This is a genomic window from Pseudomonas sp. MG-9 (assembly GCF_018729515.1).
Taxonomy (GTDB): Bacteria; Pseudomonadota; Gammaproteobacteria; order Pseudomonadales; family Pseudomonadaceae; genus Aquipseudomonas; species Aquipseudomonas serboccidentalis.
This window is the reverse complement of the sequence record NZ_JAHHZH010000002.1, coordinates 392,519-407,327: the sequence shown is the minus strand read 5'-3', so window position 1 is coordinate 407,327 and position 14,809 is coordinate 392,519. Positions and strand designations below refer to the sequence as shown.

The 14,809-nt window shown below is 61.1% G+C and carries 13 protein-coding genes; 7 read left to right on the top strand and 6 right to left on the bottom strand.

Features of this window, described 5'->3' with window-relative positions:
* Positions 1-124: 124 nt before the first annotated feature.
* The gene (gene ppk1, locus KKQ10_RS06510) at positions 125-2,350 is read right to left on the bottom strand and encodes a polyphosphate kinase 1 (protein WP_127648027.1); all 2,226 of its coding nucleotides are present in this window, start codon (positions 2,348-2,350) and stop codon (positions 125-127) included.
* Between the two features lie 18 nt (positions 2,351-2,368).
* Positions 2,369-3,382 carry a porphobilinogen synthase gene (gene hemB, locus KKQ10_RS06505; protein ID WP_215500589.1) on the bottom strand — a complete coding sequence of 338 codons (1,014 nt, stop codon included), beginning with the start codon at positions 3,380-3,382 and terminating at the stop codon, positions 2,369-2,371.
* Positions 3,383-3,590: 208 nt separating this feature from the next.
* Between hemB and KKQ10_RS06500 the strand changes: the two genes are divergently transcribed.
* Positions 3,591-4,241, top strand: coding sequence for a DedA family protein (locus tag KKQ10_RS06500; RefSeq protein WP_215500588.1), 651 nt, complete (start codon positions 3,591-3,593; stop codon positions 4,239-4,241).
* On the opposite strand, the gene KKQ10_RS06495 is transcribed toward KKQ10_RS06500, so the two are convergent.
* Entirely contained in the window at positions 4,222-5,457 is a 1,236-nt protein-coding gene (locus KKQ10_RS06495) for a sterol desaturase family protein (protein WP_215500587.1), read from the bottom strand. The genes KKQ10_RS06500 and KKQ10_RS06495 overlap by 20 nt on opposite strands.
* 114 nt (positions 5,458-5,571) lie before the next feature.
* Between KKQ10_RS06495 and elbB the strand changes: the two genes are divergently transcribed.
* Complete coding sequence (gene elbB / locus KKQ10_RS06490) at positions 5,572-6,240, top strand: isoprenoid biosynthesis glyoxalase ElbB (protein WP_127648031.1); 669 nt, start codon at positions 5,572-5,574, stop codon at positions 6,238-6,240.
* Positions 6,241-6,357: 117 nt separating this feature from the next.
* On the opposite strand, the gene KKQ10_RS06485 is transcribed toward elbB, so the two are convergent.
* Both KKQ10_RS06485 and KKQ10_RS06480 read right to left on the bottom strand, forming a co-directional pair.
* Positions 6,358-6,813: a YaiI/YqxD family protein gene (locus KKQ10_RS06485; RefSeq protein WP_127648032.1), complete on the bottom strand. Its 456-nt coding sequence runs from the start codon at positions 6,811-6,813 to the stop codon at positions 6,358-6,360.
* Positions 6,814-6,923: 110 nt separating this feature from the next.
* A complete protein-coding gene (locus KKQ10_RS06480) occupies positions 6,924-8,822 on the bottom strand; it encodes an FTR1 family protein (RefSeq protein WP_215500586.1) in 1,899 nt (632 codons plus the stop codon).
* A gap of 307 nt (positions 8,823-9,129) precedes the next feature.
* Here KKQ10_RS06480 and KKQ10_RS06475 point away from each other — a divergent pair, with 307 nt between their 5' ends.
* From KKQ10_RS06475 to KKQ10_RS06455, 5 genes are all read left to right on the top strand, one after another.
* On the top strand, positions 9,130-10,509 hold the full coding sequence (locus KKQ10_RS06475; RefSeq protein ID WP_215500585.1) for a COG3014 family protein: 1,380 nt from the start codon (positions 9,130-9,132) through the stop codon (positions 10,507-10,509).
* 239 nt (positions 10,510-10,748) lie between these two features.
* Positions 10,749-12,143: a COG3014 family protein gene (locus tag KKQ10_RS06470; protein WP_215500584.1), complete on the top strand. Its 1,395-nt coding sequence runs from the start codon at positions 10,749-10,751 to the stop codon at positions 12,141-12,143.
* A gap of 15 nt (positions 12,144-12,158) precedes the next feature.
* A complete protein-coding gene (locus KKQ10_RS06465; protein WP_025113270.1) occupies positions 12,159-12,533 on the top strand; it encodes a YcfL family putative periplasmic lipoprotein in 375 nt (124 codons plus the stop codon).
* A gap of 36 nt (positions 12,534-12,569) precedes the next feature.
* Entirely contained in the window at positions 12,570-13,157 is a 588-nt protein-coding gene (gene lpoB / locus KKQ10_RS06460) for a penicillin-binding protein activator LpoB (RefSeq protein WP_127648035.1), read from the top strand.
* Positions 13,158-13,160: 3 nt separating this feature from the next.
* Positions 13,161-13,904 carry a penicillin-binding protein activator LpoB gene (locus tag KKQ10_RS06455; RefSeq protein WP_215500583.1) on the top strand — a complete coding sequence of 248 codons (744 nt, stop codon included), beginning with the start codon at positions 13,161-13,163 and terminating at the stop codon, positions 13,902-13,904.
* A 189-nt stretch (positions 13,905-14,093) separates the two neighbouring features.
* Here the strand turns inward: KKQ10_RS06455 and rhtB are convergent, their stop codons facing one another.
* Complete coding sequence (rhtB, locus tag KKQ10_RS06450; RefSeq protein ID WP_215500582.1) at positions 14,094-14,726, bottom strand: homoserine/homoserine lactone efflux protein; 633 nt, start codon at positions 14,724-14,726, stop codon at positions 14,094-14,096.
* Between the last annotated feature and the right edge of the window lie 83 nt (positions 14,727-14,809).

Genomic DNA, 14,809 nt, shown 5'->3' with positions numbered 1-14,809 from the left:
CTGCCGCAGGCTGCGATCTTTTAAAGATCAAAAGATCGCAGCCTTCGGCAGCTCCTACAGGTTGGTAAATGACAGATACAAAAAGGCGATCCCGAGGGATCGCCTTTTTTATTGCGCTTGAGGCTTAGCTGCTCACCGGCAGAATCGGGCTGCCCAGACGTTCCAGCAACGTCGCCTGCGCGCTGCGCGGGTTCTGGTTGCCGGTTGGTGTGTTGCGGATGTAACGGCCATCCGACTGCAGGCTCCAGCTGTGGGTGTTGTCGGTCAGGTACAGCTCCAGCTCTTTCTTGACGCGGGTCAGCAGCTTCTTGCCCTCCACCGGGAAGCAAGTCTCGACGCGCTTGTCGAGGTTGCGCTCCATCCAGTCGGCGCTGGAAAGGAACATCTGCTCCTCGCCGCCGTTGAGGAAGTAGAACACCCGGGTGTGCTCCAGGAAGCGGCCGATGATCGAGCGCACGTGGATGTTGTGCGAAACCCCGGCAATCCCCGGACGCAGGCAGCACATGCCACGCACCACCAGATCGATGCGCACGCCAGACTGGCTGGCCTTGTACAGCGCGCGGATGATCTTCGGATCGGTCAGCGAGTTGAACTTGGCGATGATGTGCGCCGGTTTGCCGTCGAGGGCGAACTGGGTTTCCCGGGCAATCATGTCGAGCATGCCCTTCTTCAGGGTGAATGGCGCATGCAGCAGCTTCTTCATGCGCAGGGTTTTACCCATGCCGATCAACTGGCTGAACAGTTTGCCGACGTCTTCGCACAAGGCGTCGTCGGAGGTCAGCAGGCTGTAGTCGGTGTACAGACGAGCATTGGCGGCGTGGTAGTTACCGGTGCCGAGGTGTGCGTAACGCACAATCTCGCCGGCCTCGCGACGCAGGATCAACATCATCTTGGCGTGAGTCTTGAAGCCGACCACGCCGTAAATCACCACCGCACCGGCCGCTTGCAGGCGGCTGGCCAGTTGCAGGTTGGACTCTTCGTCGAAGCGTGCACGCAGCTCGATGACCGCGGTCACTTCCTTGCCGTTACGTGCGGCGTCCACCAGCGCATCGACGATCTCGGAGTTGGCGCCGGAGCGGTACAGGGTCTGGCGCACCGCCAGAACATGCGGGTCTTTCGCCGCCTGACGCAACAGGTCGACCACCGGGGTGAACGACTCGAACGGGTGCAGCAACAGGATGTCCTGCTTGCTGACGACGCTGAAAATGTTCTCGCTGTTCTGCAGCAGTTTCGGGATCTGCGGGGTGAACGGCGTGTATTGCAGCTCCGGATGGCTGTCCAGACCGGTGATGCTGAACAGACGGGTCAGGTTGACCGGGCCGTTGACCTGATACAGCTCGCTCTCGCTCAGGTTGAACTGCTTGAGCAGGTAGTCCGACAGGTGTTTCGGGCAGGTGTCGGCGACTTCCAGACGCACCGCATCACCATAGCGACGCGAGAACAGCTCGCCACGCAGGGCGCGCGCAAGGTCTTCGACGTCTTCGGAATCGAGCGACAGGTCGGCGTTTCGGGTCAGGCGGAACTGGTAGCAGCCCTTGACCTTCATGCCCTGGAACAGGTCGTCGGCGTGGGCGTGGATCATCGACGACAGGAACACATAGTTGTCGCCCGGGCCGCCGACTTCTTCCGGGACCTTGATGATCCGTGGCAGCAGACGCGGTGCGGGGATGATCGCCAGACCGGAGTCGCGACCGAAGGCGTCGATGCCTTCGAGTTCGACGATGAAGTTCAGGCTCTTGTTCACCAGCAACGGGAACGGGTGCGTTGGGTCGAGGCCGATCGGGGTGATGATCGGTGCGATTTCGTCGCGGAAATAGCGGCGCACCCAGGTCTTGAGTTTGGTCGTCCAGTAACGGCGACGGATGAAGCGCACCTGATGCTTTTCCAGCTCCGGCAACAGGATGTCGTTGAGGATCGCGTACTGGCGGTCAACGTGACCGTGCACCAGTTCGCTGATCCGCGCCAGCGCCTGATGCGGCTGCAGCCCGTCGGCACCGGCCTGTTCCCGGGCGAAGGTGATCTGTTTCTTCAGGCCGGCGACGCGGATTTCGAAGAATTCGTCGAGGTTGCTGGAGAAGATCAGCAAGAACTTCAGCCTTTCCAGCAACGGATAGGACTCGTCCAGCGCCTGTTCCAGCACGCGGATGTTGAATTGCAGTTGCGAGAGCTCGCGGTGGATGTACAGACTGCTGTCATCCAGGCCGGGAATCGCGATCACCGGTGCCGCCGCGGCGGCTTCGACAACCGGCGCGGGTGGCGCAGGCTCCAGTTCCGGCGGGGTTTCGGTGATTTGTTCCACCACCGGCTGAGCTTCTTTTACTGCAACTTCTGTGAGTCCTTCGGTATTCATCGAATGTTCCTGGGAGGGCTATTTCTGCTCTCGTAACAATTGAGCGGCACGGACAGCAAAGTAAGTCAGGATGCCATCAGCGCCGGCACGTTTAAAGGCGGTCAGTGATTCGAGAATCACCGCCTCGCTCAACCAGCCATTCTGGATCGCCGCCATGTGCATGGCGTATTCGCCGCTAACCTGATAGACGAAGGTCGGCACTTTGAAGGCATCTTTTACCCGCAAAAGAATGTCCAGGTACGGCATGCCGGGTTTGACCATGACCATGTCCGCGCCTTCAGACAAGTCCGCACCGACTTCGTGCAGCGCTTCGTCGCTGTTGGCCGGGTCCATCTGATAGGAGGCCTTGTTGGCCTTGCCCAGATTCGCCGCCGACCCCACCGCATCGCGGAACGGCCCGTAATAGGCGCTGGCGTACTTGGCCGAGTAGGCCATGATCCGCACATTGACGTGACCAGCAATCTCCAGCGCTTCACGGATCGCCTGAATGCGACCGTCCATCATGTCCGACGGTGCCACGACCTGAGCGCCGGCTTCGGCATGGGACAGCGCCTGTTTGACCAGTGCGTCGACGGTGATGTCGTTCTGCACGTAGCCTTCTTCGTCGAGAATGCCGTCCTGCCCGTGGGTGGTGAACGGATCAAGCGCGACATCGGTGATCACGCCAAGCTCCGGAAAACGCTCGCGCAGCGCACGGGTGGCGCGCTGGGCAATGCCTTCAGGATTCCACGCTTCGGCGGCATCGAGGGATTTGAGTTCTAACGGAGTCACCGGGAACAGGGCCAGCGCCGGGATGCCCAGATCGACCCATTTCGCCGCTTCTTCGAGTAGCAGATCGATGGTCAGACGCTCGACACCGGGCATCGAGGCCACGGCTTCGCGACGGTTTTCACCGTCGAGCACGAACACCGGCAGGATCAGGTCATCGACCGTCAGCACATTTTCCCGTACCAGCCGACGCGAAAAATCATCGCGGCGATTGCGGCGCAAACGGGTGGCGGGGAACAAACGGTTGGCAGGGGTAAAGCTCACGGCAGACTCCTGAGCCCGCGCAAACGGGCGAGCGTGACAGTTATAAGCGGCCATTATGACGGTCGTATTACAGTTATGTGCACCCCTGTGACAGGTCGTCGCAATCCATTGTCCTTGTAGGAAATGTTCACGTCGAGACACATTTGGACACTTTCCTGAATGTGTCCGAAGGGTTAGGCTGCGCGTTCATTTCGCCAGCACCCAGACAATGCTCCAACAATTTCTGCATGACTTCGGCTACTTTGCCTTGTTTCTCGGCACGTTCTTCGAAGGCGAAACCATCCTGGTGCTCGCGGGCTTCCTCGCGTTCCGTGGATACATGGATATCAACCTGGTGGTGGTCGTGGCGTTCTTCGGCAGTTATGCCGGCGATCAGCTGTGGTACTTCCTGGGGCGCAAGCACGGGCGCAAATTGCTGGCGCGCAAACCGCGCTGGCAGATGATGGGCGACCGCGCGCTGGAACACATCCGCAAGCATCCGGATATCTGGGTCCTGAGCTTCCGCTTCGTTTATGGCCTGCGCACGGTGATGCCGGTGGCGATCGGCCTGTCGGGCTACCCGCCGGGGCGTTATCTGCTGCTGAACGGCATCGGTGCGGCGATCTGGGCCACGGCCCTGGCAGCCGCCGCCTACCATTTCGGTGCGGTGCTCGAAGGCATGCTCGGCAGCATCAAGAAGTACGAACTGTGGGTGCTCGGCGCGCTGCTGGTGCTGGGTGTCGGCCTGTGGATGCGTCGCCGGTTCAAGAATGCGCGACTGGCCAGGCAGGTGTATGCCGACGAGCAAGCCGCAAAAGCCGCCCATCTGCTTCAAGCAGAACAAGCCAGCCTCGCCGAACCTAAGAAGCCAGCCGAGTAACCCGCTGGCGACAGCCATACAGCCCGATGCCACTGAGCAGGCTGTAACCGAGCAGGCCAGCCCAGGCCAACGGGCTGGCCGGCCATAGCCCGAGCGGTGGCGCCAACCACACCAGCGGCAGATTCGACGCCAGCCGCAGCAGCTCCACCCTCATCGCCCACGGGCGATTCTCCAGGGCCACGCCCAACACAAACAATCCCCACGCCACGGCGCCCCAGCCCAGCAGCAGCGCGGTGATCGGCAGATGCTGCGCCTCGCCCATCAGGTAACTGCCCAGCGCGATATAGACGCAGAACTGCAGCGCCACGTACCCCTGTCGACGGCTGTCGAGCGGCACCTCGAACTTGCGAAAGCGGCTCAGATCCGGCTTGTTCAGCGGGTACTTCGCCGCCACGTCTACCGGTCGCCAACCCGTGCGCATGAACCAGATCCGCAACTTGTCCCACGGGCTTTCGGCGCGGCGCGCGTCATTCCACAACTGCGCATAGAACTGCACATTGGCCCACAGCGGATTCCAGCTCGCCAGCGGCGTGGTCACGCCGAAAATCACCGGTTCGTTGTCGTCCTCTTCCTGGAATGTACCGAACAGCCGATCCCAAAGAATGAACACCCCGCCGTAGTTGCGATCCATGTAGAGAGCGTTCTGTGCATGGTGGGCCCGATGATTGGATGGCGTGACAAAGAACCACTCGAACCAGCCAAGCCTGGGAATGTGCCGGGTGTGGACCCAGAACTGATACAGCAGATTCATCGCCGCGACGCTGACGAACACTGGCAGCGGCACCCCGAGCACCGCCATCGGCAGGTAGAAGATCCAGCCCAGCAGAAACCCGGTACTGGTCTGGCGCAACGCGGTGGAGAGGTTGTATTCCTCGCTCTGGTGATGCACCGAATGCGCGGCCCAGAGGATGTTGCGCTCGTGGCCCATACGGTGCAGCCAGTAATAGCAGAAGTCATAGAACACAAAGGCCAACACCCAGACCCAAATACTGTCCGCCGGCAGCCTGAGCAGCGCCAGGTGCTCCAGGGCAAACGCATAGGTCAGCAGCCCCACACCCTTAGTCAGCAGCCCGGTGGTGGTCGACAACACCCCGGCGCTGAGGCTGTTCACCGAGTCGGCGAGGCGATAGTGGCTGACCCCGCGCCAGCGGTCGGCGAGCAGTTCGGCGGCGATCAGCACGAAGAAAAACGGCACTGCATACAGAATGAAGTCCATGGCGCGCCCCGGTCGGATTCTATGGACAGATCCTAGGTGTAGACGCCCAATCCCCCTATGGCAACGCACGACAAATTAGTGGACATTTAGCGCCATGAATCTGGAGAGAAAACCATGAGCAAAAAAGTTGCAGTGATCCTGTCCGGCAGCGGCGTGTACGACGGCGCCGAGATCCACGAGAGCGTCATCACCCTGCTGCGCCTGGATCAACGCGGCGCGCAGGTGCAGTGCTTCGCCCCGAACATCGCGCAATTGCATGTGATCAATCACCTGACCGGCGAAGAAATGCCCGAAACGCGCAATGTCCTGGTGGAGTCGGCGCGCATTGCCCGCGGCAACATCAAGGATCTCCGCGAAGCCGACGTCGAAGACTTCGACGCACTGATCGTGCCCGGCGGCTTTGGCGCGGCGAAAAACCTCTCGAACTTTGCCGTCGAAGGCGCCGGCTGCACGGTGCAGCCTGAAGTGCTGGCCTTGGCGGAAGCGTTTGCCGAAGCGGGCAAACCGGTGGGCCTGATGTGCATCTCGCCGGCGCTGGCGGCGAAGATCTACGGCCCGGGCGTGACCTGCACCATCGGCAACGACACCGACACCGCGACCGCCATGAACAAGATGGGCGCCACCCACGAAGACTGCGCGGTGAGCGACATCATCGAAGACAAGGCACGCAAACTGGTGACCACCCCGGCTTACATGCTGGCGCAGAACATCAGTGAGGCGGCTTCCGGGATCAACAAGCTGGTCGACCGCGTTCTGGAATTGACCCACGAGAACGATGCCTGACGCGTTCTAATGTAGGAGTGAGCCTGCTCGCGATGGCGGCGGTACAGGCAACAGTTTTGTTGAATGTTCTATCGCTATCGCGAGCAGGCTCACTCCTACAAGGGATCTTTGTTTGTCTCAGGGTTTGCGGGTCAACCGGGTGAGAATGCGGTCCAGCGCATTGGCAAACGCCTGTTTCTCGCGCTCGCCGAACGGCGCCGGGCCGCCGCTGATCTGGCCCTGCTCGCGCAGGTCGGTGAACAGATTGCGCACCGCCAGCCGTTCGCCCATGTTCTGCGCGTCGAACTCCTTGCCTCGCGGGTCCAGCGCCGCCACGCCCTTCTTCACCAGACGATCGGCCAGCGGGATGTCGCTGCAGATCACCAGTTCCCCCGGCACCGCGTGCTCAACCAGATAATCGTCCGCCGCATCCGGGCCGCTGGGCACCACGATCAGTTTAACGATCGCCAGCCCCGGCTTGATCTGCGGCTGCCCCGCCACCAGCACCACCTCGAACCTGCGCTTGAGGGCGAACTTCACCACCAGATCCTTGGCGGCCCGGGGGCAGGCGTCGGCATCGATCCATACACGCATCTTGATAACCTCTTAAAAGCAAAAGATCGCAGCCTTCGGCAGCTCCTACAGGTTTATAACGACCCCCTGTAGGAGCTGCCGAAGGCTGCGATCTTTTAACGATAACCCGATCAGGCAGCCGTCACCCGCTTTCTCTCGGCCATCCGGCTGCGCCCGTACAACACGACAATCGCCAGAATCGCCACCGCCTGCGCCGTCAGCGAATAGGCGTCGGCATGGATGCCCAGCCAGTCGAAGTCGAAGAACGCCACCGGCCGCGTGCCGAAGATCCCGGCTTCCTGCAACGCCTTCACGCCATGCCCGGCAAACACCACCGACAACGCACACAGCAGACCGGCGTTGATGCTGAAGAACAGCGCCAGCGGCAGTTTCGCCGAGCCGCGCAGGATCACCCAGGCCAGACCGACCAGCAGCACCAGCGCCGTGGCGCCACCGGCCAGCACCGCGTCATGCCCGGCCGGGCCTGCCTGCAGCCACAGGGTTTCGTAGAACAGGATCACTTCGAACAGCTCGCGATACACCGAGAAGAACGCCAGGATCGCGAAGCCGAAACGCCCGCCGCCGCCCACCAGACTCTGCTTGATGTAATCCTGCCAGGCCGCCGCGTGGCGTCGGTCGTGCATCCACACGCCGAGCCACAGCACCATGACACTGGCAAACAGCGCCGTCGCGCCTTCAAGCAGTTCACGCTGCGAGCCACTGACGTCGATCACATACGCCGCCAGCGCCCAGGTACCGAGACCGGCCACCAGCGCCAGGCCCCAACCGATGTTGACGCTGCGCACCGCAGACTGCTGGCCAGTGTTACGCAGGAACGCGAGAATCGCCGCCAGCACCAGAATCGCTTCCAGGCCTTCGCGCAGCAGAATCAGCAGGCCGGAAATGAAACTCAGCGACCAGCTCAGGCCATCGCTGCCGAGCAGTTCGGCGGAGGCTTTCAATTTGCCCTTGGCCGCGTCCAGACGCTGCTCGGCCTGCGCCACCGGCAGACCGTCCTGCAACGACTGACGGTAGGCCATCAGCGATTTTTCGGTGTCCTTGCGCACGCTGGCATCGACGTTATCCAGCGAGCTCTCGACCAGCTCGAAGCCTTCCAGATACGCCGCCACCGACAGGTCATAGGCCTGATCGCGATCACCGTCGCGATACGCAGCCAGGCTCTTGTCCAGCGTGGCGGCGGTGTAATCGAGCAACTGCGCCGGGCCACGTTTGACCTGCGGCGGCTGCGCGCGCTGGGCACGGAAGGTTGCGGCGACTTGCGCGCCTTCGGCAACCTGCACTTCGGCCGGGGTCTGGCGGGCCAGATCGGCGATGTTGTAGGTCTTGTCGGACTTGGCCGCTGCCGGGTCGGCACTGAAACCGGCGATGTAGGTCGCCAGGTCCCAGCGCTGACGGTCGTCCAGTTGATCAGCGAAGGCCGGCATGTCGGTGCCTTCGACGCCCTGACCGAGAGTGCTGTAGATCGCGTACAGACTCAGGTGGTCCATCCGTGCGGCATCACGCAGATTGGCCGGGGCCGGCGCCATGCCGAGCCCCGCCGGACCGTCACCGGCCCCCGCTTCACCGTGGCATACCGAGCAGTTCTGCGCATACAGCGGCGCACCCCGGGTCGGATCCGGCGTAATGATCGGTGCCTGGCTGACTTCATACGCCACCGCCAGTTTCGCCCCCAGTTGCCGGGCCTGACGGGCGACTTCGGCGCCGTCCTGTTTCGCGCTGATGGCGGCGTGCAGAGCCACGACGCCCTGCTCCAGCGCCGCCTTCTCCGGCTTGGCCGGCATACCAGCGATCAGGCCTTGCAGCACCTGGGTGAATTCCAGTTGCTCGCGGTATTCGCCGTCGTCGACGACCTTGCCCGCCGCGACCGTCGGCGGGTAGTCGGCGCTGATGTAATCGAGCAGGTGCAGCGCCTGCGGGGCGCCTTCCACGGTGTCGGCCAGCAGGTTGAAACTGCTCAGGGCAAACAACGGGAACACCAGCCAGGCCAGGAATCGGGACGAGGCAGTCATGAATGAGTCTCAAATGGAAATGCGAAGTTACATATTGTTCACTTCCAACGCCTTTCGCTCAAGCTTTGTCGACGTACAACCGCTTTAGCGCAATGGCAGCGGCACCTTGCGGGAGTGCTCAGCCATGAAGTCGACAAATACCCGTACCTTCAGCGCGAATGGCCCGCTGATGCGCAGCACACCACCGGGCTTTCGTGGGCCCGTCCCACTGCCAGCGCGGGGCAATCCTTGCCCACCCGGCAGCAGCAAAGCGCCCTTATAATGCGTCACCTCCGTGCTTTTGCCGTTCAAGGAAGAACCCGTCTCCATGCGCCATTGTCTGCCGTTCTGCCTGCTGCTCAGCGTCATCGTGCAACTGAGCGGGTGCGCCGCCTACCGCAATTACGATCAGGAAATGCAGCAGACCATCGATCAGATGGCGCAGGGCAATCTCAACGAAGCGCTCTATCTGATGGAGCTGCACAATCCCTGGGAAGACAAGGATCTGCTGTATTACCTGGAGCGCGGCGCGATTCTCAGCGCCGGCACCAACCTGCCAAAAAGCCAGGAAGCCTGGCGCAGTGCTGACCGGATGATTTTTCAGCGCGAAGAAGCCGTGCCCTCCGCAGGCATGAAGTTGCTGACCCGTTTCGGCAATGAAATGGGCACCATGCTGGTCAACGACAAGCTGCAGCGTTACGAAGGCTACGACCACGAAAAAGTCATGCTGACCACCGAGATGGCCCTCAACCAACTGGCAGAAAGCGATTTCGACGGGGCCCGCGCCGACATCAAGAAAACCCACGAGCGCGAAACCCTGATCGCCCGCCAGCGCGAAAGGCAATACGAAGAAGCTGAAGAGCAAGCCAAAAGCCAAGGGATCACGCTGCATTACAAAGATTTGCAGGGCTATCCGGTGACCATCCTCGACGCTCCGCAAGTCATCGCACTGAAGAATGGCTACCAGAGTGCGTTCAGTCATTATCTGGCTGGCTTCACCTACGAAGCCTTGGGCGAGCGTACGCTCGCGGCACCCGGCTATCGACAGGCGATCGAGTTGCGCCCGGGCCTGCGGTTTCTCGAAAACGCTCTTCGCAATCTGGACAAACCCGGGCCGGCAGGCGATGAAAGCGAGATTCTGATCGTGGTCCAGGTCGGCTTCGCACCGGCACGCAGTTCGGTGCAAGTGCCGATCCCGGTGCGGCTGAACGAAAACCTGACGATTATCGCCCCGATTTCGTTCCCGGTGATGGTGCCCGACACTCTCACACCTCCGGTTCCGAGTGTGCTCGTCGATGGTAAACAATACCCGCTGACGATGATCAACAGCGTCACGGACATGGCCATGCGCACCCTGCGCGATGACATGCCGGCGATCATCTCCCGTGCCATGTTCCGCGCCAACATGGCCGCCATCAGCCAGGCGCAAAAGAACGAACGCGATCCGTCCAAGGCGTCGCTGGTGGTGACCGATCACGATCCTTTCGAAGAGGCTGACACACGAACCTGGCGCACACTGCCGGATAAAACCCTGGTCGCCCGTCTGCGCCTGAAAAAAGGCCTGCACCGCGTGCGCTTTCCGTATTTTCGTGCAGAAGACGGGTTCACGGTACGCGTCGATCAGAATCACCAAGTGTTCAACCTGCGGGTGTTCATGGGCAAAAACTATTTCGTGGGTTCCGCACTGGTCCTGCCTGAAACGCCATGAACGCAGGACGATTGATATGCTTAGAATGGTGGCACCAAACTAACAAGTGCGATTAAAAAGCTATTACATGGCCAGCATCGCCCGCTTATAATGCCGCGCCCGCGCTATCGCGATGCGGCATAAAAGCTCCTCTGGTTATGAGGAATTGGCAGGAGGCCAGCGCCACTGCCGATGGGTCATATCAGCCCGACCGGCACAGGTGGCTGCTGCTGTTTCAAGCTCAGGGAAGAAGTACCCCCATGGCATTCCGCGCCCCCACCTTGATCGCGCTCAGCGCCGTCACTCTGCTGTCCGGTTGTTCAGCGTTTCGCAACTACGATTCGGAACTGGCCCAGACCAATCAGCAACTGGCTACCGGCAACGTCGACGCCGCACTGACCCTGCTGGAAAAGAACAACACCGGCCCGGACAAAGACCTGCTCTATTACTTCGAGAAAGGTGAGTTGCTGCGCGCCAAGGGCGACCTGTCCGGTAGCCAGAACGCCTGGACCAGCGCCGATCAGGTAGTCGGTCAGTGGGAAGACGCGGTCAAGCTCGACTCCGGCAAATACCTGGCCCAGTTCGGCAGCTTCATCGTCAACGACAAGGTCCGTCGCTACGAAGGCTACGACTATGAAAAAGTCATGCTGACCACGCAGATGGCCCTCAACCTGCTGGCAGTCAATGACTTCGACGGCGCCCGCACCGCGATCAAGAGGACGCATGAACGTGAAGCGGTGATCGCCGACCTGCGCGACAAGGAATACCTCAAGAGCGAGGAAGAGGCCGAGAAAGAAGGGATCAAGACCCAGTACAAGGATCTGCAGGGTTATCCGGTCGCCAGCCTTGATGCGCCGGAAGTGGTCAGCCTGAAAAACAGCTACCAGAGTGCGTTCAGCCACTACCTGGCCGGCTTCGTCTACGAAGCCCTGGGGGAGAAGGATCTGGCTGCACCAGGTTACCGCAAGGCCGCCGAACTGCGGCCGAACACCCCGCTGCTGGAACAGGCGCTGGTCAATCTCGACAAGCCGAGCAAGTCCGACGACAGCGATATCCTGATCGTGGTGCAAAGCGGTCTGGCGCCATCGCGTGACTCGATCCGCGTACCGCTGCCCTTGCCGATTTCCAACAACGTGGTGATCACCCCGCTGTCGTTCCCGATCATCAAGCCTGACACCTCCACCGCGCCGTTCGCGCAGATTGGTGTCGATGGCCAGCAAGTCAACCTGACTGCTCTCAACAGCACCACCGCCATGTCGCGCCGCGCCCTGCGCGATGACATGCCGGGGATCATCGTGCGCACCACCGTGCGCGCAATCACCAAAGGCGTGGCGCAGAAAAAGATCAACGAAACCAATCCGCTGGCCGGTCTGGCCGTGGGTATCTCTTCAGCTGTGCTGGAAGGTGCCGATACCCGTACGTGGCGTACCCTGCCGGACAACACCCAAGTGGTGCGTCTGCGCTTGAAGAAAGGCGAGCACCAAGTCAGTCTGCCGAGCGCCGTCGGCGGTTCGGTGGTCAAGGTCACCGTCGATCAGCGTTACCAGGTGATCAGCCTGCGCGCCGTGGGCAACCAGGTGTTCGCTGCGGGCGTCGCCGCCCACGTCATCCCGAGCGCCGGCGCGACTAACGTCGCCAGCCTCAAACAACCTTAAGAACGGAGTCTTTGCATGCGCTTCAAACTCATCGCCGTTGCCGCCCTCGCCGTCCTGGCCAGCGGCTGCGCCACCCCGCCACCGCCGGAGCCGGGCAGCGCCGCGAGCAAGGTCGTGGCCATGGGCCCGCAGAAACACATCGCGGTCGGCGCCATGCGCGTGGCCCGCGAGAACGGCTTCATGACCGTCAATGTGCAGTTGACCAACACCCTCAACAGCAACAAGACGTTCTACTACCGCTTCGCCTGGCTCGGTCCGGAAGGTTTCCCGATCGCCGAGGAGGAAGTCTGGAAAAGCCAGATGATGTACGGCGCCCAGACCAGCTTCATCCAGGGCATCGCCCCGACCCCGAAAGCCGTGGACTTCCGTCTCGAACTCAAGACGCCTTAAGCCCGCCACCCTATTCCTGTTTTAGAGAGCATTCCCATGTTTGCACGCTTTTCCTTGATCGCTGTCCTCGCCCTGCTGGCTGCCGGTTGCGCCAACACTTCACCGACCCTGGGCAGCAAGAACATCAGCTACGGCGACACCAAAGCAGTTGAAACCGTGACCAACGAATTCGGTTCGACCGACCTGCAAATGATCGCCGAGTCGATGACCCGCTCCCTGGCCCAGTCCGGCATCCTGCAGGGCCGCCCGGTGGTGCAGGTCTACGACGTGAAGAACAAGACCAGCGAGTACATCGACACTCGTGAGATCACCACCAGCATCAAGACCCAGCTGATGAAGTCCGGCACCGCCCGCTTCGCCAGCGACAACACCGCGATGCAGAGCCAGGTTGATCAGCTCAAGCTGCAAAACCAGAGCGGCCTGTACAAGAAGAGCACCGTGGCCAAGACCGGCAACATGATCGCCGCCAAATACCGTCTGGAAGGCTCGATCAGCTCGATCGTCAAGCGCAGCAGCGACTACAAGGACGTCTTCTACAAATTCAGCCTGCAACTGATCGACGTCGAAAGCGGTCTGGCCGAGTGGATGGACGAAAAAGAGATCCGCAAAACCACGGAGCGTTAATCAATGCGCGCATGGATTGGCATGATGGCCCTGGCTTGCGTGTTCAGCGTGCAAGCGGCCCCGAAAGTCGCGGTGACGGATCTGGCGTATCAGGAACGTGTGGAGCAATACATCCACATCGTTTCGGCGCAGAACAATTACCGCGAGGGTTACTACAGCTCCAGCGGCTCTTCGAGCTATAACGAGCTGGAAGCGACCACCAGCTACATCGAACAGGGTGAGCTGCGTAAATTCACTGGCGACATCAAGGGTGAAATCCTGCGTACCGGCATGTTCCAGCTGGTGCAGGGCACGCCGTACACCGCGTCGTCCAAAGGTGACGTCTATGACGTGATCAAACGCATCAAGGCCGGCAACTTCAAGGGCGCCGACTATGTGCTGTTCGGCACCGTGTCGGACATCGACTTCACCCAGGACATGAACGAGCTGGCGCACACCGACAGCTATTCGGCAGTGCTGGGCCTGACGCTGGTGGCGGATTTCAGCCTGATCAACACCAAGACCTACGAGATCACCTCGGCCTTCACGGCGATGGGTGAGGCGCAGGACACCAAACTGGTGAACGGCCGCGACATCAAGATCTCGCTGAACCGCCCTCGGGTGGTGCGTGAGGTGTCCAAGGCTCTGGGCGAGGACGTCGCCGGGCAACTGAGCCAACAGCTCGGTGGTGGCGGTTACGAGCAGCCGCGTGAGCCGCAGCAGCGCAACAACCTGCCGCGTGATACTGCGCCGGTGATTTTGCACTGATTTGCGGATGCGTTACCTGTGGCGAGGGAGCTTGCTCCCGCTTGAGTGCGCAGCGCTCACAAGCTTTTTGGGGCCGCTTCGCAGCCCAGCGGGAGCAAGCTCCCTCGCCACAGTTGGATGTATCCCATATGTATCGTCAGAAACGAAAAAGGCGACCTCATCAGGTCGCCTTTTTTGCGCCCGCAGGCGTTACACCACCGCTTTACGCAACGTCGCCATGAACGCCGCCGCACCGATGAACAGCCCGGCAAACGTACGGTTCATGCGCTTCTGCTGCTTCGGCGTGCGCAACAGGCGCAGCACCTTCGATGCCAGGCCGGTGTAGCCAGCCATGACGATCAGATCAACGCAGATCATGGTCACGCCGATCACCAGGTACTGCATCAGCAGCGGTGCATGCGGATTGATGAACTGCGGCAGCACCGCCAGCATGAACACCAGGGCCTTGGGGTTGCTGATGTTCACCAGAAAGCCACGGAACACCAGTGCCAGCGGCCTGCCGATCGGCCGTACCGCGGCGTCATCGCTCATGTCCATGGGCAGCGCACGCCATTGCTTGACCGCCAGATAGACTAGGTAGGCCACACCAAACCACTTGATCGCATAGAACGCGGTGGCCGACGCCGTGAGAATCGCGCCAACACCGGCGCCGACAATCGCAATCTGTACCGCCAGGCCGACTTGCAGGCCCAGCGCGTTCCAGTAGCCGCGCCAGAAACCGTATTGCAAACCGCTGGACATCGACGCAATGGCGCCGGCGCCCGGGGACAGACTGATCACCCAGCAGGCGGCGAAAAACGCCAGCCATGTTTGTAGCTCCATCGCACACCTCGACTCGGACTGGTACCAAACATCCAAATTAATGTGCTTTCAGGCGGATGACTATTGTTTTTTTGTAGGACGTT